The 26,851-nt window shown below is 45.1% G+C and carries 16 protein-coding genes; 8 read left to right on the forward strand and 8 right to left on the reverse strand.

Annotated features, from left to right (window positions below; all coding sequences use genetic code 11):
• The first annotated feature begins 10 nt into the window (after positions 1-10).
• On the forward strand, positions 11-994 hold the full coding sequence (locus ACCI51_RS10035) for a DMT family transporter (protein WP_371843469.1): 984 nt from the start codon (positions 11-13) through the stop codon (positions 992-994).
• Between the two features lie 21 nt (positions 995-1,015).
• Entirely contained in the window at positions 1,016-1,477 is a 462-nt protein-coding gene (locus tag ACCI51_RS10040) for a PaaI family thioesterase (RefSeq protein WP_371843470.1), read from the forward strand.
• Between the two features lie 188 nt (positions 1,478-1,665).
• Here ACCI51_RS10040 and ACCI51_RS10045 read toward each other — a convergent pair whose 3' ends face one another.
• From ACCI51_RS10045 to ACCI51_RS10060, 4 genes are all read right to left on the reverse strand, one after another.
• Positions 1,666-2,238: an NAD(P)H-dependent oxidoreductase gene (locus tag ACCI51_RS10045; protein WP_371843471.1), complete on the reverse strand. Its 573-nt coding sequence runs from the start codon at positions 2,236-2,238 to the stop codon at positions 1,666-1,668.
• A gap of 36 nt (positions 2,239-2,274) precedes the next feature.
• A complete protein-coding gene (locus tag ACCI51_RS10050) occupies positions 2,275-2,652 on the reverse strand; it encodes a MerR family transcriptional regulator (protein ID WP_299587754.1) in 378 nt (125 codons plus the stop codon).
• 261 nt (positions 2,653-2,913) lie between these two features.
• Positions 2,914-3,873, reverse strand: coding sequence for a transcription termination factor Rho (gene rho / locus ACCI51_RS10055; protein ID WP_371843472.1), 960 nt, complete (start codon positions 3,871-3,873; stop codon positions 2,914-2,916).
• Positions 3,874-4,020: 147 nt separating this feature from the next.
• Positions 4,021-4,998 (reverse strand): TIGR00341 family protein, encoded by a 978-nt coding sequence (locus ACCI51_RS10060; protein WP_299587761.1) that lies wholly within the window; start codon positions 4,996-4,998, stop codon positions 4,021-4,023.
• Between the two features lie 1,681 nt (positions 4,999-6,679).
• Between ACCI51_RS10060 and ACCI51_RS10065 the strand changes: the two genes are divergently transcribed.
• From ACCI51_RS10065 to ACCI51_RS10075, 3 genes are all read left to right on the forward strand, one after another.
• On the forward strand, positions 6,680-8,251 hold the full coding sequence (locus tag ACCI51_RS10065) for an FAD-binding oxidoreductase (RefSeq protein WP_371843473.1): 1,572 nt from the start codon (positions 6,680-6,682) through the stop codon (positions 8,249-8,251).
• Positions 8,252-8,267: 16 nt separating this feature from the next.
• Complete coding sequence (locus ACCI51_RS10070; protein ID WP_371843474.1) at positions 8,268-8,876, forward strand: hypothetical protein; 609 nt, start codon at positions 8,268-8,270, stop codon at positions 8,874-8,876.
• Positions 8,877-9,911: 1,035 nt separating this feature from the next.
• Entirely contained in the window at positions 9,912-10,916 is a 1,005-nt protein-coding gene (locus tag ACCI51_RS10075; RefSeq protein ID WP_371843475.1) for a hypothetical protein, read from the forward strand.
• Positions 10,917-12,493: 1,577 nt separating this feature from the next.
• On the opposite strand, the gene ACCI51_RS10080 is transcribed toward ACCI51_RS10075, so the two are convergent.
• The 3 genes from ACCI51_RS10080 to ACCI51_RS10090 all read right to left on the reverse strand — a co-directional run bounded on the left by ACCI51_RS10080 (position 12,494) and on the right by ACCI51_RS10090 (position 15,670).
• Complete coding sequence (locus ACCI51_RS10080; RefSeq protein WP_371843476.1) at positions 12,494-13,885, reverse strand: class II 3-deoxy-7-phosphoheptulonate synthase; 1,392 nt, start codon at positions 13,883-13,885, stop codon at positions 12,494-12,496.
• Between the two features lie 69 nt (positions 13,886-13,954).
• Complete coding sequence (locus ACCI51_RS10085; protein ID WP_371843477.1) at positions 13,955-15,145, reverse strand: amino acid aminotransferase; 1,191 nt, start codon at positions 15,143-15,145, stop codon at positions 13,955-13,957.
• Positions 15,146-15,169: 24 nt separating this feature from the next.
• Positions 15,170-15,670, reverse strand: a complete 501-nt coding sequence (locus ACCI51_RS10090; RefSeq protein WP_299587777.1) for a MarR family winged helix-turn-helix transcriptional regulator — start codon at positions 15,668-15,670, stop codon at positions 15,170-15,172.
• 273 nt (positions 15,671-15,943) lie between these two features.
• Here ACCI51_RS10090 and ACCI51_RS10095 point away from each other — a divergent pair, with 273 nt between their 5' ends.
• The 3 genes from ACCI51_RS10095 (at position 15,944) to ACCI51_RS10105 (ending at position 18,300) form a co-directional block, all read left to right on the forward strand.
• The gene (locus tag ACCI51_RS10095) at positions 15,944-17,074 is read left to right on the forward strand and encodes a homogentisate 1,2-dioxygenase (RefSeq protein ID WP_371843478.1); all 1,131 of its coding nucleotides are present in this window, start codon (positions 15,944-15,946) and stop codon (positions 17,072-17,074) included.
• Positions 17,075-17,158: 84 nt separating this feature from the next.
• Complete coding sequence (gene maiA, locus ACCI51_RS10100; protein WP_371843479.1) at positions 17,159-17,788, forward strand: maleylacetoacetate isomerase; 630 nt, start codon at positions 17,159-17,161, stop codon at positions 17,786-17,788.
• A 203-nt stretch (positions 17,789-17,991) separates the two neighbouring features.
• On the forward strand, positions 17,992-18,300 hold the full coding sequence (locus tag ACCI51_RS10105; protein ID WP_299587783.1) for a 2TM domain-containing protein: 309 nt from the start codon (positions 17,992-17,994) through the stop codon (positions 18,298-18,300).
• Positions 18,301-18,526: 226 nt separating this feature from the next.
• On the opposite strand, the gene ACCI51_RS10110 is transcribed toward ACCI51_RS10105, so the two are convergent.
• Positions 18,527-26,824, reverse strand: a complete 8,298-nt coding sequence (locus tag ACCI51_RS10110; RefSeq protein WP_371843480.1) for a calcium-binding protein — start codon at positions 26,822-26,824, stop codon at positions 18,527-18,529.
• Between the last annotated feature and the right edge of the window lie 27 nt (positions 26,825-26,851).

Raw genomic sequence — 26,851 nt, forward strand, 5'->3', positions numbered from 1 at the left:
CGGCAACATTATGACTAGGCCCTGCCGTCTAATTAAGTCTCAATTACCATCTGCTCAGGTATATCCAGCGATTCCATTATCATCGCAAGCCCCTCCCAAAAGGGGCGAAACGGATACCCGAAATAATAATTGGAAAGGTATCGGATTCGCACTGGCCGCTGCTATAGTGGCCAGTAGTTCTGCCGCAGCGAGCAAATGGGTATCCGCGGCAGTTCCTGTACCATTGATAGTCCTCAGTCAATACAGTATCTGCCTATTAATATTGATTCCTTGGATAGTGCGCCAATCCCCACCGAAGCTCGCAACACAACACTGGAAAACTCACCTGCTTCGTGGTTTTGCCGGATGGCTCTGCTTCATCACGTATTTTTCTGCACTCAGCAAAATCTCCTTAATGGAAGCCGGGTTATTACGTAACGCCGCCCCTATTTTCGTTCCCCTTGTAATCTGGCTTTGGGCACATGCGCATATAGCCCCAAAACGCTGGTTACCAATTTTGTTTGGACTAATGGGTATTAGTCTAATCCTACAGCCCAATATTGATGGCATTAGTATCGGCCATGCCTTCGGCCTGCTTTCAGGACTGGCCTTAGCCACCTCCATGGTAGGCACACGAATTCTCTCGCGCACGGAAAGACCCAGCCTGATTTTGTTTTACTATATATTGATCTCACTTACCTGCAGCTTTCCGCTAGGTATTTATTACTGGCAACCCATTCCATTCTGGACCCTACCCTACCTGGCTTATAATGGAATTTCCGTATTGTTGGCAATATGGTGTTATACAAAGGCTTACAGCTATGCAAAACCTAGCGTGGTATCTCCAATCAGCTACTTTAGTGTAGTGATTTCGGGGGTGATTGGATGGCTGATTTGGCAAAACCTACCCAACACAATGGCTCTGATAGGGATATTTATTGTGATCGGTGCAGGATTACTCAGCATATACTTATCCACTCAAAAAGCTCTACCAGCAATTCCTACCTCTTCGTAGCTTTCAATAAGGCACCATCGGATGAACTGGCAACACAAAAAACAACCACCGTTCAATGAGCACTTGGGAGTCAAAATTGAAGAATGGCAAGAAGGCCGAGTGGTCATCAGTGTTGACCTGAAACCCGAGCACTTAAATAGCCAAGGTGCACCCCATGGGGGCTTTATTACTACCTTAATTGATATCGCGGGTTCCTATTGTGGTCTTTACTGTCCCAACCCAAACCGTCGACGGAAATCGCTAACACTTTCTTTAACCACTAATTTTACCGGCCAAGCCAAAACTAATCACTTAACCGCTATTTGTACACTAACCAGTGCCGGGTATAAAATATTTTATTCCACCACTGAGGTATTTGATAGCCAAGGGACCCTAATTGCAACGGGTCAAATGACAATGCGTTATCGCAGTGGTAGTGAAATATTAGAGGGCGAAGTTATTGAGGAAAGTCTCACTGAAAATATTAAACGAGTACCTATATAAAATTTCGGAACTACAGAAACTCAGATGGAAAAAGTGTACTTAGACTATAAGTTAGCTCCCTGAACAACACGACATATTCGGCATAGAAGCGACAACCAATATATCATTTTGGTAACCGATGTGAAATTTAACTCTACATTAAGAATGCCCCACCTGATGGTGGAGCACAGTTGAGTCTATACCTTAATCTAAATACAATTAGAGCCCAGTTCTTTTACTATTTCAGTCCACTGGCCTATCTGCTCTTCAGAAGCAGATACTACCGAACCAAATAAATTATACTTCGCCATTTTTACACCGCAATACCGCAACGTGAACCGGTCTAACTGCTCCAAGACAGGTTTGAACTGATCAGTATGCATATTGACTGGGGCATCCATCGTTACAATTAATCGGGAAGTTTTACCCTGTAAAAGTTGTACAGGTACCGCGGAACCCATTTCAAACTTAAATGTAACTCCAGGAAGAAATGTACGATCTATTAACCCTTTCAGCTTGCTTGGCAACCCACCCCACCACACTGGTAATACAATTACGATATGATTAGACCATAATAATGCCTCCGTGAAGTCAGACAAGCAGTACTCTAGCCTCAGAAATTCATCATATCCGCAGTCTAAACTAGGGTTAAAATCCATCGCACCCAAATCAAAGCGCCTAACAATCGCACTCTCACGCGCCTCAATCTCATAAGTATCACTTAAGTGAGAACATAAACTGCCTATTTTTGGGTTTCCGTTCAAAAGTAATATCTTCTTCATCACCTTACGTCCTAAATCTCATCTCTAGTGATGATTCTAAAGTCTCCCCTTAGGGGGAGAGTCAAGACCCTTAGGACACGACTCTATACCATCAAGACATCGCTCAACACGTGTAACTCTGTCTCGAATGGTTTGCATCTCTCCTATAAGCTGATCTTTGACCTCAACGAGAAATCTAGAAATTTTTTCCCAATCAACTCTTCCAGATTCATAGGTTACAACGTTCTTAAGTGTAGACAACGTAACACCCAACTCTTTTGCCTCAGAGATCAGATTAAGAACTTCGATATCGGCATTGGTATACACACGATAACGTCCCTGCCTTTTTGGCGCCTTAATAATACCCTTTTCTTCATATAGCCTTATAGCTTTTATCGATAGCCCTGTCTTTTTAGATGCTTCGCCGATAAACATAAGCTTCTCTTAACCTCCGAAACTATAAAACTATAAACAACCTGAGTTGATGAGAATACAATGATTGTACAAACACCCAAGAACAAAATCGGATAAACCAAATTCAAGACGGATTGAAAATGGGAAATACCCTTGGTGAATCACACAAATTCATCGCCTTACCATACCTTCCAAAATTACGATACCACATAACAAATGTATTATTATAGGCACTGCATGCTCAAACCAGGCAGACATCAATAATATTTCAGGGCATATAGTTTATTCTTTTCTGGAAAAACGACTTAGTAGCTCCGCATTCGCAGGATATTTCTCAAGTAGCTCTACAAGCTTTCCAGCACCCTCTATAGGTTTTAGGCTGCCGAGCGCTCGACGTAGAACCCTTATACTTTCAATATCTTTTGAATCTATCAGTAGCTCCTCTCGACGTGTACTACTTTTAGCAATATCCAGCGCAGGAAAAATGCGTTGTCTCGCAACCTCTCTTGACAGAACCAATTCCATGTTACCTGTACCCTTAAATTCTTCAAATATTACCTGATCCATCCGGCTGCCTGTATCCACAAGAACGGTTGCTAATATAGTAAGCGATCCTCCCCCCTCTATCTTTCTTGCCGCACCAAACATTTTACGGGGTATTTCCATAGCTCTAGCATCAATACCACCAGACATGGTACGCCCTCGCCCCTTTCGCTCTGCATTATGTACACGAGAAAGCCTTGTAAGTGAATCTATAACAATCATTACATCGTGGCCGCTTCCTGCTTCGCGACAGGCAATTTTAAGAAGGTCATCGGCCACACGAACATGCTGTTCATAACTGTTATCTGAGGATGAGGCATGTACTTGTGCAGGAACACTGCGCTTAAAATCTGTTACCTCCTCTGGTCGCTCATCAATCAGCAACGCATAGAGCTTTATATCTGGATAAGCTTCTCCGACCGACTGACAAATATGTTTTAAAATGGTAGTTTTTCCACAGGCCGGTGGCGCAACAATCAATCCTCTTTGCCCCATACCAATTGGTGTTATTAAATCCATTGCGCGCATAGTGAATTGCTCAGAACCGGATTCTAGACGTATAGGCTCAGAAGGATTAACCGCGATACCATCCAAAAATCGTTTCTGGGGATCCTCAATCTTTTCAGTTTTCAATTTATTATCATCTAGCTCGACATCTGTATTTCGTTTTACCTTCAGAGACAGTATTTTTCTAGCCATAGTTCTCATTGATTACATTAAATAAGTTAGCAGACACACATCAAACAGATGCCGTGATAAAAGCTTGCAAATAAGGCAAGATTATAGCCTTGCCCCACCAGATAAATTGTTCTATAGATATCTCAAAAAAAGCAATTAGCGACAGCCTTAAGAGCTGCCACGAAAAAAGATAAAGGTCAACAGGGCTGTTAATGTAGATATCCAGCCAAGGATATAACGCATCATGGCTTTATTTGCTTTCTTTTTTTCTATCCAAGTTCGGGGACGAATTCCCTTGAACAAGAATATTGATTTACTGGCGAGATTAACACAGACAATATTGATAGCAAGTAATAACCCAGCGCCGCTCGCCAGATGCATCTGCCCGTTACCTAGCATAATGCCCATAGTTACAGCTGGTGGCAGCAACGCCACAGCAACCATTACACCAACAAGAACCCCAGATAAACCAGTGGTCAATGAAAGAGTAGCTGCAGCTCCGGAAGCAAGCGCTAAGGCAATTGAATCCAGACTGGCGTTAGTCCTAGACATGATTTCATGATTATGGAATTGTCCAGGCCATAACAACCCGATTACCACAGACATACCAATGGCAATAAGAATCCCGATAAACAATGTTTTTATGGAATTTAGCATTAACTTCCCATCGCCTAATGCTGTTCCAAGACTTAGCGCAAGATTCGGCCCGAGTAATGGCGCAATGACCATCGCACCAATAACAACTGCAACATTATTTTCTATTAGACCAATGGCAGCTACGGTTGTAGCCAAAATCACGAGTAAAATATAATTGGAATCTAATCGCGCCCCCCTGGCGACTTCTTGATAAAGCGATTCACGAATTATACTGGACGATACTTTTTCATCTTTTGGCTCATCCTTTTTTTTGGGTAGATCGGCATAGACGGGTAAAACCACTATACGAATAGTGGGCTGCGCTCCTAGAACAGTCTGCAATGTATCTAAGGTTTCCTGCAGATTATTATCATCAACAAGCATGCGCATCTGCTGCATACCATCCTCCCCGAGGACTCCAACCCGAAAGTCAAGAGCCTTGACTTTTTTGGCTATGGCAGAAATGGTATTTTTACTTCCTGCACTTGCAATTATTTCTACATATTTCAATGGTAACTCTCTTTATGAGTGTAATCGTTCACGGTCATTAACAGTCAAAGATGAGCCTAAAGAGCTTCCAGATCACTCTGGAATCCCTCTATATTCAAAGAGATTCGCAGTCAAGAAAAAGATATTAGGAGCATCTAGATTTATCAAAAATCGGAAGCGTAAAGTATCAATTACCTGGTAGCCCGCCATAAACCTCTAAAAGCAACACCTGTCATGTAATTGTCATTCGCGGCAAGTTCCACCTATCATCATCGTGGTTTCAGGTCACATAGAGACATTGTGAAAATAACTGAAGACTCTTTAGTTGCCTTTCTTAAGATCCTTAAGCCAAATGCAAGATCAAACTTGTATCCAGAAAAGCCACCAAGTCCAATACGCCACGAGAAACCTGAGATTATATCGCCTTTGGGTGCTAAAAGGTGGATTTAATCCTTAAAAATTCAAACTTTTTGCTCCGCTCAGCTATGCATTCTGAATCATTTCATAGCGGATTATTTCATATGCATATAAGATATGACCATCGAACCCTCTATATAATACTGAAAACATTTAAACACCGACTGAAATCAGAGTAATAGGAAATCAACTAAGAATCCTTGCAATAGGGAATATGATCATTCTTCTGGTTCATTAATTAGTGCTTGCATCATAATGAAGCCAGCCAAGAAATATTAACAGATAGCCTTTCAGTGGCAGGCCTTACTATAACCTGCCTGATATGTTTGTCGAATTAAACCACCTGAAGTCGCCCACCTATCTCATAAGGCCAAAATGATATCGAGTACATCCATTACTCACCTGATAAGTATATAATTAATCGACCCCTAAAAATATAAAATTAGCTACATTAAACCCTGAAAAGCATCACCTTTTGAGCTACTACTGTGGATGTATACGGATGTGTAAAATAGATATCGATATCTTGAGCCCCACTAACCTTCTTGTGCAGAGCAAATTCTTAGCCATTATCGTCGATGGTGTCTAAATACCTTTAGGAATCATGTAAAAAAACTAGAGTGACCAACCTTGTTTCTTTTTGTGCTCAACTTGCTGAGAGAGTGTGAGTTTGTTCTTATAATCTAAAATAGCAACCAGCTCATCAATATGATGATTTACCTATAACAGTATCAATTTTCCACTCTCCGAAGCAAGATGTATCTTCTACTACTTGTTGCCGCTGCCCAATGCTGATGGTGTTCTTGATACACCCCAGAGTTTATTTATCACTACCTCCTTTGTTATAAATTCTATTTCTGCAGCGTAATTTCGAGCAAAGAATCCTCCACGGCATTTATCGAACTAGACATACCGGTAGGTAGTTTCATAGCTGACTGGCAACTATTTACCAAGTTCTAACCAGTCGCAATTTTTTTGAGTATCAGCAGATATTATCACCTGCGGGATGTTCTTTTCTAGATGATCATCTAATGTACTTCAGCGTTAACTGCAGGATTAACAAAACAAACTGAAGATGCATTAAATTTAATTGCTAACTCAACCTCTCATACAACCATCAAATTAAAACTCACCAACAGGCAATCACCTGCAAAATCCTCTAGATGCTTACTCAAAATAAAATCACTGGTAATGAGAGAGATTCGGCAAAAAATTCAGATAAAAATCTATTTAGAAGCCTCTATCGAAAGCTAAAATCCCTATAACTATCAGTAAGGATTGGAATATGCTTCTCGATAAATTGGACTCATTGAAATTAAGCGATAAGGGTTCGAACCATGAAAATTACAAAAACAGTGGTTTAGTTGGCCACATAAGAGACATTAAAGGTATTTATATACCAAAAACCACAGATGAATTAAAGAAAATAATCCAAACTTGCCACCTTATAAACCAGCCATTTTATGCAATAAGTACAGGAAAAAATTGGGGTTACGGAAAATCCGTCCCCGTCATGGACGATAATATAATAATTGACCTTAGCCAACTTAATGAGATTTATCATTATGACTCCGACTTGGGAGTAGTTGAAATTGGCCCAGGTGTAACCCAAGGGCAACTGGCGAATTATTTAAAAGGTATGCCTTGGATGCTTGATTGCACAGGTGCAGGACCAGCAACCAGTATCGTTGGAAATGTACTTGAACGAGGGTTTGGCCACGGTTCTCGCGGCTACCGTAGCCAACACTTCACCATAACCGAGTACATCCAGGCAAATGGGAAGACAAAATCCTTAGATACTGCTTCACGTTATATTGGGCGCAACGGTCATAGCGCCGGGCTTACAGAAGTCTTCACACAAAACAACCTAGCCGTAATTACCAAAATCCGCTTTGAATTAACAATGCGGCAAGAATTGAGTCTTCGCTGCATAGTTAGGTTAAAAGAATCAGAGAGTATCGGTACTTACATAGATATCATGCGTCAACTTAAATCTGAAAACACATTAGACTGCCTAGCGCATATTGGTAATAATTACCGAGTGCTCTCCATGATCACCCAATTTGACTTTTCCAAATGGAATCCAAGTCACGGCGTACCTATACACGACCTATATACGCTTGAGATGCAGAATCATATAACACCATGGACTGCTGCTTTTGTTGTTTCTGGTGAATCTAAAGTCGCAAAAGCAAAAGCCAACCGTATTAAGCAGGCACTAAGTGATATTGGAGATGTAAAGATCCTATCTCTACAAAAACTCAACAGGTTGAATTGGTTTTTACACGGCTTAAAGCCGTTATTTAATTATTCATCGCGGCTCACCAAATTTCAAAAAAATTTAACTAAATTCACTCAAGCTATGCTTATGCTTGAGGGTAATCCCAGCCCTATGGCATTAAAGGGATGCTACTGGAGAAACCAATCACAGAGCTTCGATAATAGCAATGATCCAATCGATAGCGATTGCGGCTTCTATTGGATAGCGCCTGCACTGCCGATGTTAAGTAACGAAATAAATGCTTGCATGCAGAAAAGTGAACAGTTATTTCAAAAGTTCGGGTTTGAATTTGGCGTTACCCTAACTTCTATTTCAGCACATATGTGTCAGGCCATTATCAGCCTCTATTACGACGTTAAATGCGATAAAGAAAAGCAAAGGGCAAAAGAGTTGATAACTCAACTCCGCCAATGCTTTAAAGACAATAACTGGCAGTGTTACAGGCGTTCAATTGATGAAATGCCCTTCGATTTATCCAAGGAAAGCAATAGAGATGCGCTAGCGCTAAAGCATAAAATAAAAATAATGCTTGACCCAAATAATCTTATCAATCCTGGCCGCTATCAAATAAAGTAAAAATAGAGTATTTACGATGATTAATACATGCCTTATCTCTCAGAGCAAAGAACTAGAAGCATTTACCAGAAATTATATACTTGAATCAGGAAACGAGACATCAATCAAGCATTTCGAGCGTATTTCAACTGTTCGAGTATTCAAAAATAGACAGGGCGACATGATCGGTGGCTACAGCTTAAATACACGCCTACCGATACGATACTTTGAGGACATCCCTAAAACAACTATCCTACCCAGTTTTGTAACCCAGTCAATTAATGTAATCGAAACAGGTGGGCTATGGATTAATCGTGAAGTTAACCAGTTCTATCGGGGAGTTATTTTACTATACTCACTTTGGGATATACACCAAAGTAAAAAGAAATACATCGTAAGCGGGGCCAAACACCCCAAAATAGCGAAAATTCAATCATTGGTTTTTCCTCACAAGCTTTACGAGGGCCCGGTAAAGAGCGCACAATATGCATGTATTTTTTATGCAAAACGGGGATATCTACCCACCCAAGCCTTAATAATTATAAGTAAATACTGGATTATAGAACCACTCAAAAGCCTAACCTTTCATTGCAAGAATATCATGAAAAAACCCATTAAAAATACAGAAAACAATCTGAAAAATTAAATACCCCCCCATTTAACTCAAAATTTTTAGACATCCGCAGCCGCAATCCCTAAAAATTCGCTTTGAGACTCTATAGCACTAAAAACCCAAAACTACATGAACGTTCAAAATTACAACTAAGAATACAATCTCAAATTCTAAAGCCTGGCCGTTAATGCATTAATTAAAAGTGTATTCAACTCTAAATCACATCACTCTTTAGACTACAGCGACGGCCGTCTACTCTCCCAAGACGCATACGAATGTGTAGATTGGATTTCCATATCCAGAGCCTCACCAATCTTCTCGTGCAGAGTAATTTATTTGCCACTATCGACGGGGCTGTTTAAGTACCTTTAGGGATTAAGATGTGTCATGGCAGACCGACCAAGCAAGTCTGCCTTCTTTCACCCAGCCGGCTGAGAGCAGTGTGAATTTGCTCTTACGATCTATAATAGCAATCAGAATATCACTATCACCTAAACCATTAGCGGTATCAATTTTACAGTCTTCGATGCAAGACTTATTATCTACAGCCTGTTCCCCAGCGCCATGCTGATGGGGTCCTTATGTACTCCGAGTTAGTAACTCATTCGTTCACTTGTTTTAAGATCTAACCTGTGGCGTGAGCTCTAGTACAAAGTCCCTATCGATGCTTATTGCCCCAGACAACTAGATAAATAGTTTCATCGCTGATGGGCAGGTATTTCTCAAGCTCTAACCAGCCAGAAATTTTTTGAAAAACTAGCAGATATTACCCCCCCCCGCTGGCCCCTTTTTCCAGATGATCAGCCGATGCACCTCGGAGTTGAATGTAGTTATTTTGAATAACAGCCTTTAAAAATTATACATATCCCGTAATTATTCATTTTTTATGGGCTAGGGGGAGAGTCATTATCCATTTTAAAAAATTGCATTTTTTATTGATTTTTCTTCTTAATGGCTTTTAGGGTTGCTAGAATCCTACGTGATCAAGTGAAGAGTCGCTCTATTTGACTGAAGAGGAGGGCTATTTCTCCAGTTTTTACAAAAATAATCAAATAAAAATGGTGAAAAATGAATATTCAATTAACAAAATTTATAACCTACTTGGCAATTTTTTTTGGCGCCATCCAAGCTCAAGCATTTGAACCTAAATCGAATTTCTCAGTGAACTTGGAGCGTGTTCGTTATTGTCAAAATTTTTGGTGTACACAGCAGTATACTCAACCCGAGTATCAGGTTTGGGATCAAGAAGGTGTGAGTAAAACGCATCAGTTGTACACTCAGATTGCCAGAATTCAGCAACCGATGCGGGAAAATGTGCGAAATTTGGTGTTTATTGCAGCTGGGCAACAGCCACCGGGATACGGTTCTGAGAGCTCTGTAACAGGTCAGGAAGATAACTATAAGAAAGACTGTGGAGTCTCAAAGGGATCCTGTTCCCGAAGTGTTGATGGCCGCTCCCTTGCTCGGCAGGTACTGGATTCAGAATATTTTCCGGCTGACGACACTTTCTTTGCGGTAGCCTTTGATACCCAATTTAATTATATGGTGAGTAGCAGTGAGAAGTCTCGCATGGAGAGGGCTTACCTAAATTGGCTAAAGTCAAAAGCTTATGCGTCCAATCTTGAAACTATCTATCTGGCCGGATCTTCCAGAGGTGGATGCCTGGCCATGCGCTTGGCTAAAGCCCTGCGTGATGATCCTGCTTTTCGTAAGATTCGAACTATAGTTCACAGTTTTGATGGTGTCTGTAAGTGGGACCAAAATGAAATGGGAGTAACCTCTTCATTTTTCCGCAGTCCAGTGAATTCAAATTATTTGAGTTACTATACTGATCTGGATGCTCAGTTTCCCTATAAAGACAACCTATATATCCGGCAACTGGCAGGAGGTGATGAGGTGATTGAATTTACTGGAGTCCACTCTTTTGTTTATTCGGCAACGGATGTCAGTTTAGGGTGGTATGCTCAACAATGGGTCGACTTGAATCATATTACTATCGATCGAGATATGACGCCTACTGTACGTGACCTGACCGTAGTACCTTTTTTACAACATTTGGATGATATTTTTTAATTATTCTTCAAGAAATATTCATTTAGAGCTGGGATTGTTTAACCGGGGACAAGGGCTACTGTGTAGTGGCCCTTGTAATTAACCCGGAGAATAAATGGTTCACCCATGCTGTATATTTAATTGATACATGTCGGAATTAGCATACTACACGCTCAGGCTTCTTTTGAAATATGCTCATCTGGTAAAGCACTTCCCTTTCAGCTTCTCCTTGGATCGCGCTGGCATCCCACTGTGAGCGCCTTCTTTAAGATCGCAATACAGGTACTCATCTAGGATCAGCTCAGGTGAATGTGCCAGCAAATACACTATTTCTATTTCAGCCTCCAGCTCTTTCAGTCAAGCTTTAGCGAATCAAACATGATGCACTCTAAGGTTATCCAGGATGAGATTAAGTTTGCGGGATTTCTGCTCTGATACATCGTTTGAGAATATCAATCTATCTGTCACCATTTATACTTCCTTTGCAAAATTGAAAGCGCACGGCTCCTTAACTTGTAATCGCGGAGAGCTTATTGGGTTAAGTACGTTTTGTATTCAGCTTTACAATAGGCGTTTTTCCTTTTGGTACACAGTCGCGCTTATTAAACCCCTGTGCCTACTGGTTTCGCACGCTGCCAAATACCTGGATACCTTCTTCCATCCATTTTTTAACCGCTTTTGGGTTTTACTCATAGGCCCGTTTAGCGGGTTTCTGAGGCATAAAACTCCGACGTTTCAGGTAACCATCAGCGATGCGAATTAGTATTGTTATTCCACATTCGTATTCGATCAACTCCATGACAGCCAATTGTGGCCACAACACATCCTTGAGTTTGAATTGATCTGGCTGTTCATCCGTGATGTATTAAAGCTTTTTTTTACTCCGCAGTTAGCCTCTGATTCATACCTTCCAGGTGGCCGTGCTTTAACAGCCAATACTTTGAAAGCGCCTGCCTTATAAGCATTAATCCAATTTAATACACCTCGACTAGAAATATCCATTGTCCATGCAATTTCCTCTTTAGACTCTAATTTCTTCCAAAATTTAAAGCCGTTCAGTATTTTTCTTCCTAGACGGTAGCGGGTAAATTTCTTGCATCAATAATATCGATTTGGACATTATACGGAACGATAGGATCGCCAGCTTAATAGTGATCACCCGAACCTTTATTCTCGTGATTACTATTACTGCTGTAAACTTGTACCTCACCCCCTAACCTTCTTTAAAGAATCAATTAGATATGGTCAACTGGTACCACCGTTGCCCTCCCCCCTAGAAAAGGGTTCTTCATGCTCACAATCACATTTATTTCTATACGCTTCAACCAGTTGATTTTAAGAAATATTTCCCTTGAATTTCATATTTTTCAGAAACAATCGTCACAATAACCAAAACCACCGTAACTATTTTGTCACCAAGTAAGGAAATCAAGCTCAACACGCTTATAAATAGGCACTGAAATTTACATTGGATACGATGCCCATTAATGGTTTTTAAGGGGCCTGATTCTTTGCAGTTATATAAAGAAAAAACCCCTTATCCAAGCGTTAACTCAAAGAAGGGGTTTCACTTTTTACTTTGCGTTTTACTTATGCCGTTAGGCTATTCGCCCTGCGCGCAACCATTCAGACACACAGAAGGCCAACTCCAAAACCTGATCGGCATTGAGTCGTGGATCGCACTGGGTGCGGTAGCAGCTGGCGAGATCGGCTTCAGAAATTTTCCAGGCACCCCCAGTGCATTCAGTGACGTGTTCGCCCGTCATTTCCAAATGGATACCGCCGGGGTGGCTTCCCTCAGACCAATGCACCGAGAAGAAATCACGAATCTCTCGCAAAACCTTATCAAAATCACGGGTTTTGTAACCGTTGCCGGCTTTAACCGTATTGCCGTGCATGGGGTCTGTGCTCCAGACAACCGAGCGACCCTCTTTTTGGACGGTACGCACCAGGCCCGGTAGTTTATCGGCAAGAGTGTCCGCCCCCATACGCGTAATCAGCGTAAGTCGACCCGCTTCATTCTCTGGGTTGAGCTTGTCGATCAAACGCATCAACTCATCGGGCTTCATGCCTGGGCCCACTTTTACGCCGATAGGGTTGCACACACCAGAGAGGAACTCCACATGAGCGCCGTCCAGCTGGCGGGTGCGCTCGCCGATCCAGAGCATATGTGCAGAACAGTCATACCATTTGCCGGTGAGACTGTCAGTGCGCGTCAGAGCCTGCTCATATTCCAGCAGCAGCGCTTCGTGGGATGTATAGAGTACGGTCTCACGTATCGCGGGGGTATTTTCTGAAGTAACCCCGCACACCGCCATAAATTCTAGGGCCTCTTGTAAACGCTCTGCCAATTGCGCGTACTTTTCACGCTGGGGATTATTTTGTAGGAAGCTTAGGTTCCAGCCGTGTACCTGGTGCAGGTCGGCGAGGCCGCCCTGGGCGAAAGCGCGCAGCAAGTTGAGAGTGGCCGCCGACTGGTTATACGCAGTAACCATGCGTTGGGGGTCTGGCTGGCGAGATTCCGCTGTAAAGTCGATACCATTGATGATATCGCCACGATAGCTGGGGAGTTCAATACCATCGACTATTTCAGTGTCCGCGGAGCGTGGCTTGGCATATTGGCCGGCCATACGCGCCACTTTGACTACGGGCAAATTGCCAGCAAATGTCAGCACTACGGCCATTTGCAGCAGCACTTTGAAAGTATCCCGAATCCGGTTGGCATTAAAATCGGCAAAAGACTCCGCACAATCACCACCCTGCAACAGAAATGCCTTTCCCTCTGCCACCTGGGCCAACTGGCGGCGCAGTTCGCGCGCTTCAGCGGCAAACACCAGAGGTGGATGGCCTGCGAGCTGCTTGGCTACCTGGGAGACGTCTTCGGCGGAGGTGTATTTGGGCTGCTGGTGCGCGGTGAAGTTTCGCCAACTCTGTGGGGTCCAGATTTGGTTAGGGGATTCAGGCACTTGGACTCCTAGCTCAACTTCCATCTTTCACTCTTACTTCTAAGGATAACTCTTAAAGGGTGAGCACAATGCTCACCCCCAAATGTGCCGAATTTACAGCACGCTGGCAACCGCCTTGCAGAAGTATTCCATATTGTTGGAACTCAAGCCGGCAATGCTGATGCGACTGGAGTCCACCATATAGATGGAATAGTCTTTCTGTAGTTTTTCCACCTGCTCTGCGCTGATGCCCAGGAAGGAGAACATGCCCTTCTGCTGGCGGATAAAACTAAAATCTCCTGCGGCTCCGGCGGCAGCCAGGCCCTCAACCAAGCCGGCGCGCAGCCCGTTGATGCGCTCGCGCATTTCGGTGAGCTCCGCTTCCCAGTTCGCCTTAAGGCCCGCATCTGTAAGGATAGATTCCACAATCGCTGCACCGTGCGAAGGTGGCATGGAATAGTTCCCACGAATCGCACTTAGCATTTGGCTGTGGCCTTTATCGGCGCTCTCAGCATCGGCATAAATCACCATGGCCAGGCCGACGCGTTCTCGGTAGAGACCAAAGTTCTTGGAGCAGGAGGCTGCCACTAGCATTTCAGGTACAGACTGCGCCATCAGGCGCAGGCCGTAGGTGTCGTCTTCCAAGCTTTCACCGAAGCCCTGGTACGCCATATCAATAAACGGGGTAAAACCCTGCTTCTGGGCCATTTCCGCCAGCACTTTCCACTGCTCGCGGGACAGGTCTGCACCGCAGGGGTTGTGGCAACAAGCGTGGAATAGAACTACATCGCCCTCGCCCACATTCTTCAGGGTGTCTACCATCTTGTCGAATTGCAGACAGCTGGTGGCGCGATCGTAATAGGGATAACTTTTGATCTGCAGGCCGGCATTACCCAACAAAGGCACATGGTTTGCCCAAGTGGGATCGCTGACCCAGACGGTAGCGCCTTTCTTCGCGCGATGAACCAATTCCGCCAGGACACGCAAGGCGCCGCAACCACCGGGGGTTTGTGCGGAACGCACACGACCGCCAACCAGTGCCGGGTGTCCTGCGCCCAGGACCAGTTCCTGCATCACCGAGTTGAAACCCGGTGTGCCCGCGGGGCCGATATAAGCTTTGGTTTCTTCGCTATGCAGGAGGCGGGTCTCCGCTTCTTTCACCGCTTGCAAAACCGCCGTGTGGCCGGCCTCATCTTTGTAGACCCCTACCCCAAGGTCGATTTTGCTGGGGTTTTCATCCGCTCGGTAACTGGCCAGCAGGCCGAGAATTGGGTCGGGCGGTAGGCTGCCTAAATGCTGAAACATCTGAAAACTCCTTATTTATGCTATTTATTCGTCGATCAGTCCGCGCTCGGACCACTCTTTAGCGCGAACCATCAGCTTTTCAATAATGCTATCCAACTGTTCCCTCTCCTCTGTGGAGAGTGAGGTGATTAAATCATTCTCATACTGCTGGGCCAGGGGCACTATGCGCGCATATACCTCGCGCCCCTGCTCTGACAGGTTTAGTACTTGGCGGCGGCGGTCGGCCGGATCTTCTCTGCGGGTGACGTAGTCGCTCTTCAGCAGGGAGGAAACCGCTCGGCTGATCGCCACTTTGTCCATGGCCGTCTGCTCTACCAGCTCTGCGGCAGAAATATCGGGAAATCGCCCGAGAATAGCCATTACACGCCAAGCGGGAATGGTGAGATGGAAACGCGCACCATACGCTTGTGAGATGGCATTACTCACACGATTGGAGAGTACCGAAAGGCGGTATGGCAAGAATTTTTCCAGGCGCAACTCATCCTGCTTTATCACCGTTTGCGGTGCATTGTGGTCATTAGTCATGGCTGCTCTCACACCTGCCTGTCTGCGAACTCCGGTTGTACCAGATGCCCAATTTAACTAACATTGGTTTCAATTGTAACCACTGTATGTGCATTTTTTGAACTGGGAATTCCTGGGGCACCGGACGAAATTGGTCGCACAGTATAGGGTTTTTTACGCCATTCTGGTTAATCCAATGCCGTTTAAACGTAAAAAACAGGTGCGATCAAACAGCGGGGCGCTCAGTTCCCTGCCCCACCCCAAGTGCCCGGTTAGCAAGAAGCGAGGCCGCCAATGAACAAGTGGATCCGCTTCCCCCGCGTTGAAGGGAAGACCAGCCGCCAGGCCCATGCGGACTTCCCCCCCAACACCTTCGAGCGAGAGATGGGCAAAGAGGGGTTCTTTGGCCCGTGCACGCACTTCTACCATAGCCACCCACCAACTGGCTGGAGCGAGTTTGCAGGGCCCATGCGGCCCCACGCATTTGACGGTACGAAGATCCCGCATTCAGGCAATAGCCCCTGGGATCAAAGACCACTCCTGTGCAATAAGAACAGCCTGATAAGTCTGTGGACTTGCCGGGAACCCATGGATCATCTGGTTCGCAATGCCGATGGCGACCAACTACTGTTTGTCCACAACGGCAGCGGAGACCTGTTCTGTGATTTTGGCCACTTAAGCATCCGCGATGGTGACTACATACTCCTCCCCCGCGGTACCCTGTGGCGCCTGTCCCCCACGCGAGACGAACCCCTGGAACTATTGTTGATAGAGGCAACCAGCGGCCATTTCCAGCTGCCGGAGAAAGGCATTTTGGGCCCCAATGCTATTTTTGACGAGGCCATCTTGGATGTTCCATGCATCGACAAAGCCTTTCTCGCCCAACAGGAGGAAACACCATGGCAGGTGGTGGTTAAAGCCCGCCAACAGCTATCCAGGATCACCTACCCCTTCAATCCGCTGGATGCCGTCGGCTGGACCGGGGACAATCTAGCGGTCAGGGTGAACTGGCGTGATATACGCCCAGTTATGAGCCATCGCTACCACCTCCCCCCTTCCGCCCACACCACTTTTGTCGGCCCCGGCTTTGTGGTCGCCACTTTTGTACCCCGCCCGATCGAAAGTGACCCCGGCGCACTCAAGGTGCCGTTTTTTCACAACAATGACGACTATGATGAACTGATTTTTTACCACCGAGGCAACTTTTTCAGCCGCGACAACATCCATCCCGGCATGCTCACTCTGCACCCCACGGGCTTCACCCACGGTCCCCATCCAAAGGCCTTTGCCGCCGGCGCTAAACACGCGAGAAAGGCAACCGATGAGGTAGCCGTAATGATCGATAGCCGATCTCCTTGGGATATATTGCCAGATGCCCATGCGATAGAGTGTGAGGATTATGTTAACTCCTGGAAGACGCCATAGCCTCCAGAGAACAGAAACAATACAGTAAGCGGCAACTCCCCCTGCTGCCGCCAGAATAACGCGTAAAATAAAGGGAAAAAGAGAATGGACCTTTACGGATATTTCCGCTCCTCCGCCAGCTACCGAGTGCGCATAGGTCTCAATTTAAAAGGCCTCAGCTATGACTACCACCCGGTCAATCTATTAAAAGGCGATCAACACGGTGAGCACTATCGCAAACTAAATCCCCATGGCCTATTGCCAACCCTCAATGACGGCGATACCAGCCTCACTCAATCACTAGCCATTTTGGAATGGCTGGATGAAACACACCCAGAGCCCGCATTACTACCCAAGGGAGCGGAAGCCCGTGCGTATATTCGCGCACTCGCACAGAGTATTGCCAGCGACATTCAGCCACTGCAAAACCTTCGTGTACTCAAATATTTAGTTTCTGAGTTCAAAATCACGGAAGAGCAAAAAATTCTGTGGATCCAACAGTGGATTCACATAGGTTTTGCCGCCCTTGAAAAGCAGTTAAAACCGACCCCCTTTGCCGCAGGTGACACACCTGGGCTATTTGAATGCTGCCTGCTGCCCCAGGTATACAATGCCGAGCGCTTTGGAGTAGATATGAATCAATATCCTAAAATTCAAACAATGGCTGCAACTTGCAATGAACTGTCGGCCTTTATCGAAGCCCACCCACAAAGTCAACCAGACAGCACGGTATAACTGAGCGCTTCAGGTGTTCGGGCGACCGGACACCTGAGCAAACGCTGAACAACCGGTCAAATACTACACCGCCTCTATCCATCCTCCTCTTAACAAACCCCAACACCTATCACATTCTTTATGCTTGCCTGCCACGGCAAGCTGTGGGTAATATCCCTGACAATAATTACAAGAAATTATTGCAATATTGGCCTTGGCCTCTAATGACCCAATCCGACGAGATCAATAAGATGCACCCCGAGCAACAAACATCGGCAAAAGAGAGAGAAGCCATCGAGCATGTCAGAAAGCTCAGAGGCTTTTATCAGCACCTGATCACTTACCTGGTGATCGTTTCTGGCCTTATTCTCGCCAACTTAATCCTAGCCCCAGAATATTTATGGTCCCTTTGGGCCGCTCTGGGCTGGGGTGTTGGCATCACCTCCCATGCAATACGCACCTTTAAGCCATTTTCGATTTTTGGGCCCGAGTGGGAAAAGAAGCAGGTTGAAAAACGGATGGGTAAAAAGTAGCGCTATTTACTAGCAAGAAGGCAATAGAAACTCTACTTGTTAAGAAAAAATAAAGAGCCGGTAACTCCTCACCTTATTTATCTCTGCACTTTTCGCAGAATAAAAATCCCCACCCCTATCATCCTTACTCACACAAAAAAAAGCCTACTCGCAGTCTGAGTAGGCCCTTCAATTAAATAATAAGATTTGGTGCTCCCCAGAAGTGGAGCACCAAATTTATTAGGGTTTATGCGCTAGCTTGCCAGCTGGAAGCAATTGCAGTGTTAACCTGCTCTTGTTCCTCTGAGGTCAAAGTAATTTCACCACCAGAGGGTGCTCCAAAGGATGCCATGGCTGTAACCAATTGCTCAATATCACTATTAGAGATCACGGTATCGTTAGTTCGTACGTTATCTAATTGGTTTGAAGTATTAGCAAACCAATCTTGTACAACAACCTGATCCTGGCTACCAAGCAGATCTACAACCAAGTCATCACCTTGTTGACTAAACCACAAATCCGCTTCATCAACGCCCTCGGCAAATTGTAGCTCATCATTACCAGAAGAATTCGAGAAGTTATTTATGGTGTCAACGCCATCACCAGCGGCAAAATGATAGACATCATCGCCCTCTCCGCCAATTAGATAATCATTACCAGTACTACCATACAGATGGTCATCACCGGCTCCAGCATCGACAAAGTCTGCATCTGAAGAGGCAACGATAACTTCATTTGCAGAGCTACCAGTAGTCAAGGTACCAAAACTGCGCTCATCCGGTAACCCACTATAATCAGGGGAGCCTTGAGAGGCTGGATTGCTAATACCGAAAACCCCAAAGAGTTGGTCGGAAGATATTTCCTGGCCAGAGGAAAATTCGATCTTGTCGATAGCATGATCTCCCCCCTTGAAGAAATCCTTCAGCGTAATTTGATCGCTAGAACCGCTCACTTGTAAGATCAAATTATCCCCAGATTTTAAAAAGCCACTGGCAATATCGTTAAAACTAATACCTTCAAAGCGAAGGACATCTACCCCCCCTCCGGTATTATCGATAATGTCTTGACCATCTCCGGCACTGAATAGGTAAACATCATCTCCACGGCCACCAACTAGCAGGTCATTGCCAGTTCCACCAGATAGTTGATCTGAACCATTCCCCCCCTCTAGCTGATCATTCCCTGCATCGCCATTGAGCTGATCATTACCATTAAAACCACGGATTAAATCAACATTACCAGTCCCATCTAAGGAACTATCATTTCCAGAGCTGCCATCAATAATCTGGTCAAAAATATCCTGAGGCGTTGGTATCGCCATCCCAAAGGCACCAAAAATATCACTCGCAGTCAATTGGCCGCCGGTTTCAAATTCAATGGTTTCAACTAGGTTATCCCCTCCCAAGAAGAAATCCTTAAGTGTAATCTGATCCGGTCCTCCGTTAACTCGCAAAATCAAGTCATCACCAGACCCAACTAAACCTGAAGCGACATCATTCCAAGTAATGCCTCCCGAGAAGCGCAAAGTATCAACGCCTCCCAGTTCTTCAAGGACATCCTGCCCACCGGTGAAGATATAAACATCATCCCCTTCACCGCCATGGAGAACATCATTTCCTGCACCACCCGTAAGAGTGTCATCACCGGAGCCAGCTACAAGTATCTCATCCCCCGCAGTACCGGTGAGTACATCATTGCCACCTAACCCAGGTTGAGGCACAGGGTCGGTATTCCCATTGCCATCACCAGAGCCGGTATCGCCCTCATCGGGATCGGTACTACCATCTCCTGTGCCAGGATCAGTACCTTGGTCTCCGTCTCCATTGCCGGCATCAGTGGGCAATGCTGTTAACATGGAGTCAATATCTGCGGCACTTATTGAGGAGCCTCCATCTGTTGGCTGCACAAAACTGATAGCATAGTCCCCACCCAGGAAGTGATTGGTCACTCGCACTTGTTGCTGCAAGTCTTCGTCAATCAATATCACCAGATCATCGCCATCACGGTGGTAACTAAGGCGTGTCCTCTGGAGTCCGTCTAGGAAGAAGATACCATCGGTACCACCGCCACTATTGTCGATGGTGTTCACCCCAGGAATAGCCTTAAAGTAGTAGTGGTCATCACCTGCTCCACCAACCAACTGATCATTTCCATCCTCGCCGATGAGAATATCATTACCAGCACCACCAATGATTACATCATCACCACTACCGGTGTAACTGCCATTACCACCATATAATTGGTCAGCACCTTCACCGCCTTCAATTTGGTCGTTACCTCCCGCACCAAAGATAATGTCGTCACCATCAAGCCCCTGAATAAGATCTTGATTATTAGTGCCGCCCAGTTGCTCACCATTATTGCTACCAGTAATTACGTTATCGAAATCACCATTTTGCTCCCCAGCTACCAACTGATTAATCCTAGTGGTATTAATCATCGAAGTGCCAAATGGTTGTACCCAATCAATTGAAGCTTCGCCACCAAGGAAATGATTCTTAACTCGGACGCTATCGCTACTACCATCGTCGATAAGTATTAGCAGATCATCACCATCGCGTGTGAAGGTCAGGCGATCTTCAGTTAGGCCACTAGCAAAGTACACACCATCAGAACCACCGTCACTATTGTGAATAACGTCATGGCCATCACCAGCTCCGAATACATACGTATCATTGCCAGTGCCGCCGGTCAGCTCATCATCACCGGCACCACCACTCAGCTGGTCATCACCACTTCCACCAAGCAAGGTATCTTTACCTTCTCCGGCTTCAAAGTAGTCATTATCAGCACCACCATCCAATAGATCGTCGCCTTCGCCACCAAACAAACTATCTTCACCATCCTGACCAAATAACTGATCAGCACCTTCGCCACCTTGAAGAGTATCTCCCTTAAGGCCGCCTTCCAGATAGTCATTGCCAACACGGCCAACCAGATTATCTACACCGTCTCCACCAAAGAGTCGATCATCACCTTCTTCACCATCCAGGTAATCATCTCCGGCTTCACCATGGAGTTCATCATTACCCGTGCGCCCCCAAACCTTATCATCACCGCCACCGGCAAAGACTTTTTCATTGAGGTCACGATAACCGGTCCAAGAGTCGACGCCATCGGTTCCCAATGTCACCATCTGCGTTTCAAGATCCGCATCAGTAAGGACGGTTCCATCAGCAAATTCGAAGCGGTTAATCTTGAAGTGATCATTTGGTTCGCGGAACCAATTGCTAATAGCGATCTCATCGGTGCCGTTAAGATGGCGAATATGCAGGTCATCTCCCTGACGAATAAATTCCAGATCAGCAGAATTAATACCTGCACCAAACTGCAATGTATCCATTGAAGGGTCAACATTACTAAAGTTTTCACCTTCACGACGTTCGATCAGGGTGTCTTTACCATCCCCAAGGTTAAACTGGTAGATGTCATCCCCGAATGAGCCATACAGAGTATCGTTACCAGTCCCGCCCGCAAGAGTGCTTGCCGTGCCAGACCAGGTATCAGTGTCAGCAACCAGGGTATCGTCTCCTGAGCCCCCAATTAATGTTGCTGCACCCAGCCCGTACAGTTCGTCGTTATCGGCACCACCATCCAGCAGCCCTGTGCCTTCGAGCTTATCAGAGCCAGCATCGCCATAGAGCTCTCCAGAGCCGTATAGCTCATCATTACCCTCTCCACCGTGAAGCTCATCAGTGCCACTATCGCCATACAGGGTGTCATTACCTGCATCACCATACAGGGTGTCATTATCCTGGCCACCGCGTAACGTATCGTCGCCTTCTCCGCCATTCAGAGTGTCTTCACCACTTCCGCCGGAAAGGTCGTCATTCTCGGTTCCACCGTAAAGAGTGTCGGAACCGCTATCGCCGACAAGGACATCCTCTCCGGCATCACCGTGAAGCTCATCATCTCCAATACCGCCATACAGGGTATCGTTATTGTCGCCGCCCTTCAGAGTGTCATCGCCAAGCTCACCATGTAGCTCATCACTACCCCGACCACCTTCAACTTGGTCATTTCCGTCACCGGCATTAACCAAATCATCACCGCCTAAGGTTTGAATCACCTCGCTTGAACTAAACCCTTGGATAGTATCAGCGCTCTCAGTACCGGCTATTGCCTGGGCCACCAATGCCTCAAAGTCCCAAGTTACGCCATCACTAAAAGTAACGCTTTCAAAGCTGGAGCTTGCAGCAGTTAATTGTTCTCCAAGGAACTGATTACTTAGGGTAATTGCATCGGAAGAACCGGGGATACTAATGACCAGATTGGCCGCTTGACGACGCACTAAAACTTCACTCGAGGCAATATCAGTGAACTCCACACGATCTGCACCGGAGGTTTCACTAAAAGTATCGACTCCATCACCGCGCTTAAAGCGATAAATATCATCCCCTGCGCCGCCGGAAATATTATCGCTTCCGGTATCGCCTGAGAGAATATCGTTGCCCTCGCCACCACTCAATTGGTCATCACCCGCCCCGCCTGCCAGCGTGTCATTACCATCACCAGCATAAACAATATCATCTCCCCCTAGCGCTTCAATGACATCATCACTAGAGTAAGCATAAATAAGATCTGAAGCTTCGGTACCATCCAAGGTGAGTAATAGTAATTGGTCCGGACCTATAGATAGTGATTGGCCCGCTCCATATTCTATGCGTATACCGACAACTGGAAATTCATCAATAAAGAATGACTGTAAACTCAACTTATCATTTGGACTATCCGCAAATGTAACTTGCAGGCTCGTGCCACTACGGCGGAAAACTAAACTTTCCAGCGAGAGCTCTGACACATAGATGGTTACAACATCTTCATAGGAGTCAACAATAGTATCCTGGCCATCACCCTTAACAAATAAGTAACTGTTTGTACCAGCTCCTCCGTTTAGATGATCATTACCCTTACCCCCAGCTAAAAAGTCATTACCAGCTCCAGCCGTAATAGAATCGTTATCTTCCCCACCGTATAAAGTGTCATTCCCTGCCCCACCATCTAGTTGGTCGCTGCCAGAACCGCCTTTAATAGAATCATTACCGGCACCTCCATAGAGAAAATCGCGCTCGCCACCGCCCTCAAGCAGGTCATCACCTTCCTCACCTTTCAGTACATCACTGCCCTCATTGCCAAATAGCTGATCATTACCTGATCCACCATACAAGGTGTCCTGCCCTTCCCCACCGGACAGGGTGTCTGCACCTCCATGCCCGTAAAGTTCATCATCACCAGCTAACCCGCTGAGAACATCGTCGGAGCTATAGCCTTCTACTAAATCATTGTCAGTGCTAGCTTGTAAAACAAATGATTTTATATCTGCGATTGTCCATAGGGTTCCATCATTAAAAACAATTTCATCAATTGCAGTCCCATCACCAGCCTCTCCCCTAAAGTAATCAGTTAGCAGAACACTATCATTCTCTGAGGTAATAAGAAGTAGATCATCGCCGCTTCGCTTTACGTCCACCAAACCTGGATCTATGCCAATACCAAACTCCAACCGGTCCAATTTGTTTCCCGGTTCAGCAGCATTATCAATTACATCTTTACCGTGGCCCACCTCGAATATATAGTTGTCACTGCCTCGACCTCCGACAAGCCTGTCATCTCCAGCCCCACCTATAAGAAGATCATTGCCATCATCTCCCAGCAAAGTATCGTTACCTTCACCACCAGACAGACGATCATCGCCTCCCAAACCATGAATATTGTCATCGCCGCCTAAAGCATCAATCGTATCATTGGTAGTGGAGCCAAATACTAAATCACTATCTTCAGTCAAAGAGGATGCTATTAACAGATCTAGTATCTCCGACTGCTCTAATGCACTTCCGTCAGCAAAATATATTTTTTCAATCACACCAAAATCTAAGGTGCCATCAAAATCAAAGAAATTATCTATACGTACTGAGCCAGCATCACTACCATCTAGATTTTTAACTGAAATCCAAACCGAGGTAGCGTCTCTAGAAAATTCAATGTTCTCCTGGCTAATGCCCTCACCAAAGACAATTTGATCAAGCCCGCCACGATCAAGGATTACATCATCACCATACCCAAGGGAAAAATGGTAACTATCACCGCTACTATATCCATAAAGTCGATCATCTCCTTCAAGGCCATAAAATATAGTGCCACTACCAACCCCATTCAGAAAGTCATTATTAGAGGTACCAATCATTGATGAAAAGTCAAAGAAAGGAGCTAGGTCAACACTGGTAGCTGCGATCGCCTGGAAAGCCGCATCCCTTTTATCTCGGTAACTGGGAGAATAGGTGCCCAAGTCCGTAAGAACACCAATAATGCCAGCAATACGCTCACTTTCACCATTCTCAAGCATTGTCATTAGGCGACCTTGCAAGCTATCCCAATCGACAGTGATCGAGTGAGCATCTGAACCAAAGGCAGACTGAATAATGTCAAGCTCCTCGGCGTACTCTGTTTGTGCAAGGATTTGCGCAGCTGTAAATCGTTTAAATTCCTGATATTCAGCAATCAGAATGGGAGCAGCCTGCCCATGAGGATTTGGGTCACGTTCGCCCCAGCACCAAGTGCCCATGTAAGGACGACCCACCAAATTTTCTAAAGTCACAAGCTGGCGAGCATCCATTACGTGACCATAAATTTTGCTAGGATCTCGACTGTAGGGATCAACATCTTCTGCGCCAGCCCAACGATAAATCAAATTATCCAAAGCGGCATCCCTGCTTATTTCATCAGGGGCAGAAATATATTCTTCCAGAAGGGATTTTAACTCAGGATCTAATGACATGGCCTGATGAAGGTCATGTACATTACCAAAACCCTTCGCATTAGCCATAAATAGCACATCAGATGACAATTCGACTACACCATTATTTATGCGGCGAGTAGAGTCGACTTTAAACCATACATCTGCTGCAGTTGAAGCAGTGCCATCACTAAGCATAACGGTTGCAATCTGCTTATGCTCATGGCCGTGAGAGTCTATTAAATCAGACGCCATATAGGATGTACCTATTGATAGCACTCCACTATCAGATAGGCTATATAATTCACCAGCATCGCTTATACCGTTGCCATTGATATCTCGCCATATTTGCAATGCACTATATGAGGTATCGGAAGCATCAATAACACCATCGCCATTGGAATCGTACTCTGTAAGAGCTAAGAATCCATGCTCTGCTTTTTCACCATTATCCAAAATAGTGTGATTTCCAAATAGCTCCGCGCCACTTGTTATACGACCATCACCGTCTAAATCGTATACTAAAAATCCATCATCCGGGCTAATCCAGCCGGACAATTCACTCAGTCCATCACCATTTAAATCAAAATAGCTGGAACCGATGGCAAGAGTCTCTATACCATCACCATCCAGATCTATAACGATAGGTGATGTTGTATCTTCCGCATCATCGGTATCTGGAGTCTCATCTTCTTGCTCATCATCGTCCTCCTCATCTTCAAGGACAATATTCAAAGAACTGTTGTCTTTATCATAATTATGAATTTTAAGGCCACCATTGATAGTCAAAGTACTACCACTCAAGACATATACATTACCACGACTATCTTTATATTCATTTTCAGGATCATCTTCCTTTCGAGACCCACCAGTAAGAAGCTGATTATTTAAATAAACACTTCCATTTCCATCTTCATCAGTAATCTCATCCTCATCATCAGCCTTATAAATATCATCACCTTTTCCGCCCTCTAGGATGTCAGCGCCCTCTCCTCCATCAAGAAGATCATCTCCACTGTCTCCATAAAGTTTATCGTTTCCTGCACCACCAAAAAGTTCATCTTTTGATGTATCGCCCGTATCTAATTCATCCTGAGCATACAAAATATCATTATCATCACCGCCATAAAGCTTATCTTCGCCCTTTCCACCGTAAAGAAAATCATTCCCACCTAAACCATATAAAAAGTCATTTCCATCTCCGGATGATAAAACTTGCCTATCTGTGCCCCTGCCAATCAAGAGATCCCTAGAATCGCCGGCAGGAGCAGAGTCCCACCCCACATAGTGCCCATCAGTACCTGGATCAAAAAAAGGAACAATTACTGCACGATCAATTTCCTGCCCATCAGTATAGTTTTGGCCTGCAACTATTGAACCAGTGTTATCAGCACCTAAATAAGATAAACGCTTGGGTATTCCAAGCTCATCATAGATGGCAGCCTCCGCTCTTAGAGTATCCCCTTGATAATCCGACTGACTATCCCAATTATCGACAACCTCGCCAAAAAGATGTACAAGCTCATGTACTAGAATCGATTCAACAGAGAATGCGACCGCATTACCTTCGGAGGTGATATATGAAAAATCATTGCCTGCTACACTAGGATCAAATTGAACCACCCCGCTTCGAACCCTGGCTGCATCTTGCACATATTCAATTTCAACGAGAAGCTCAGAGTAATCATCAAACATACTTCGTAAAGTGCTTGATCCGTTATATATATTTTCAAGGGCACCTAAAATTATTGATTTATCAGATTCAGAATAATCGTTTAACCTTAGCCTTGCTTTAAACTCAAGAAATGACACGTTAAAATCCTTAATTAACACAAATAC

This window comes from Microbulbifer echini, assembly GCF_041447225.1.
GTDB classification, from domain to species: domain Bacteria; phylum Pseudomonadota; class Gammaproteobacteria; order Pseudomonadales; family Cellvibrionaceae; genus Microbulbifer; species Microbulbifer echini.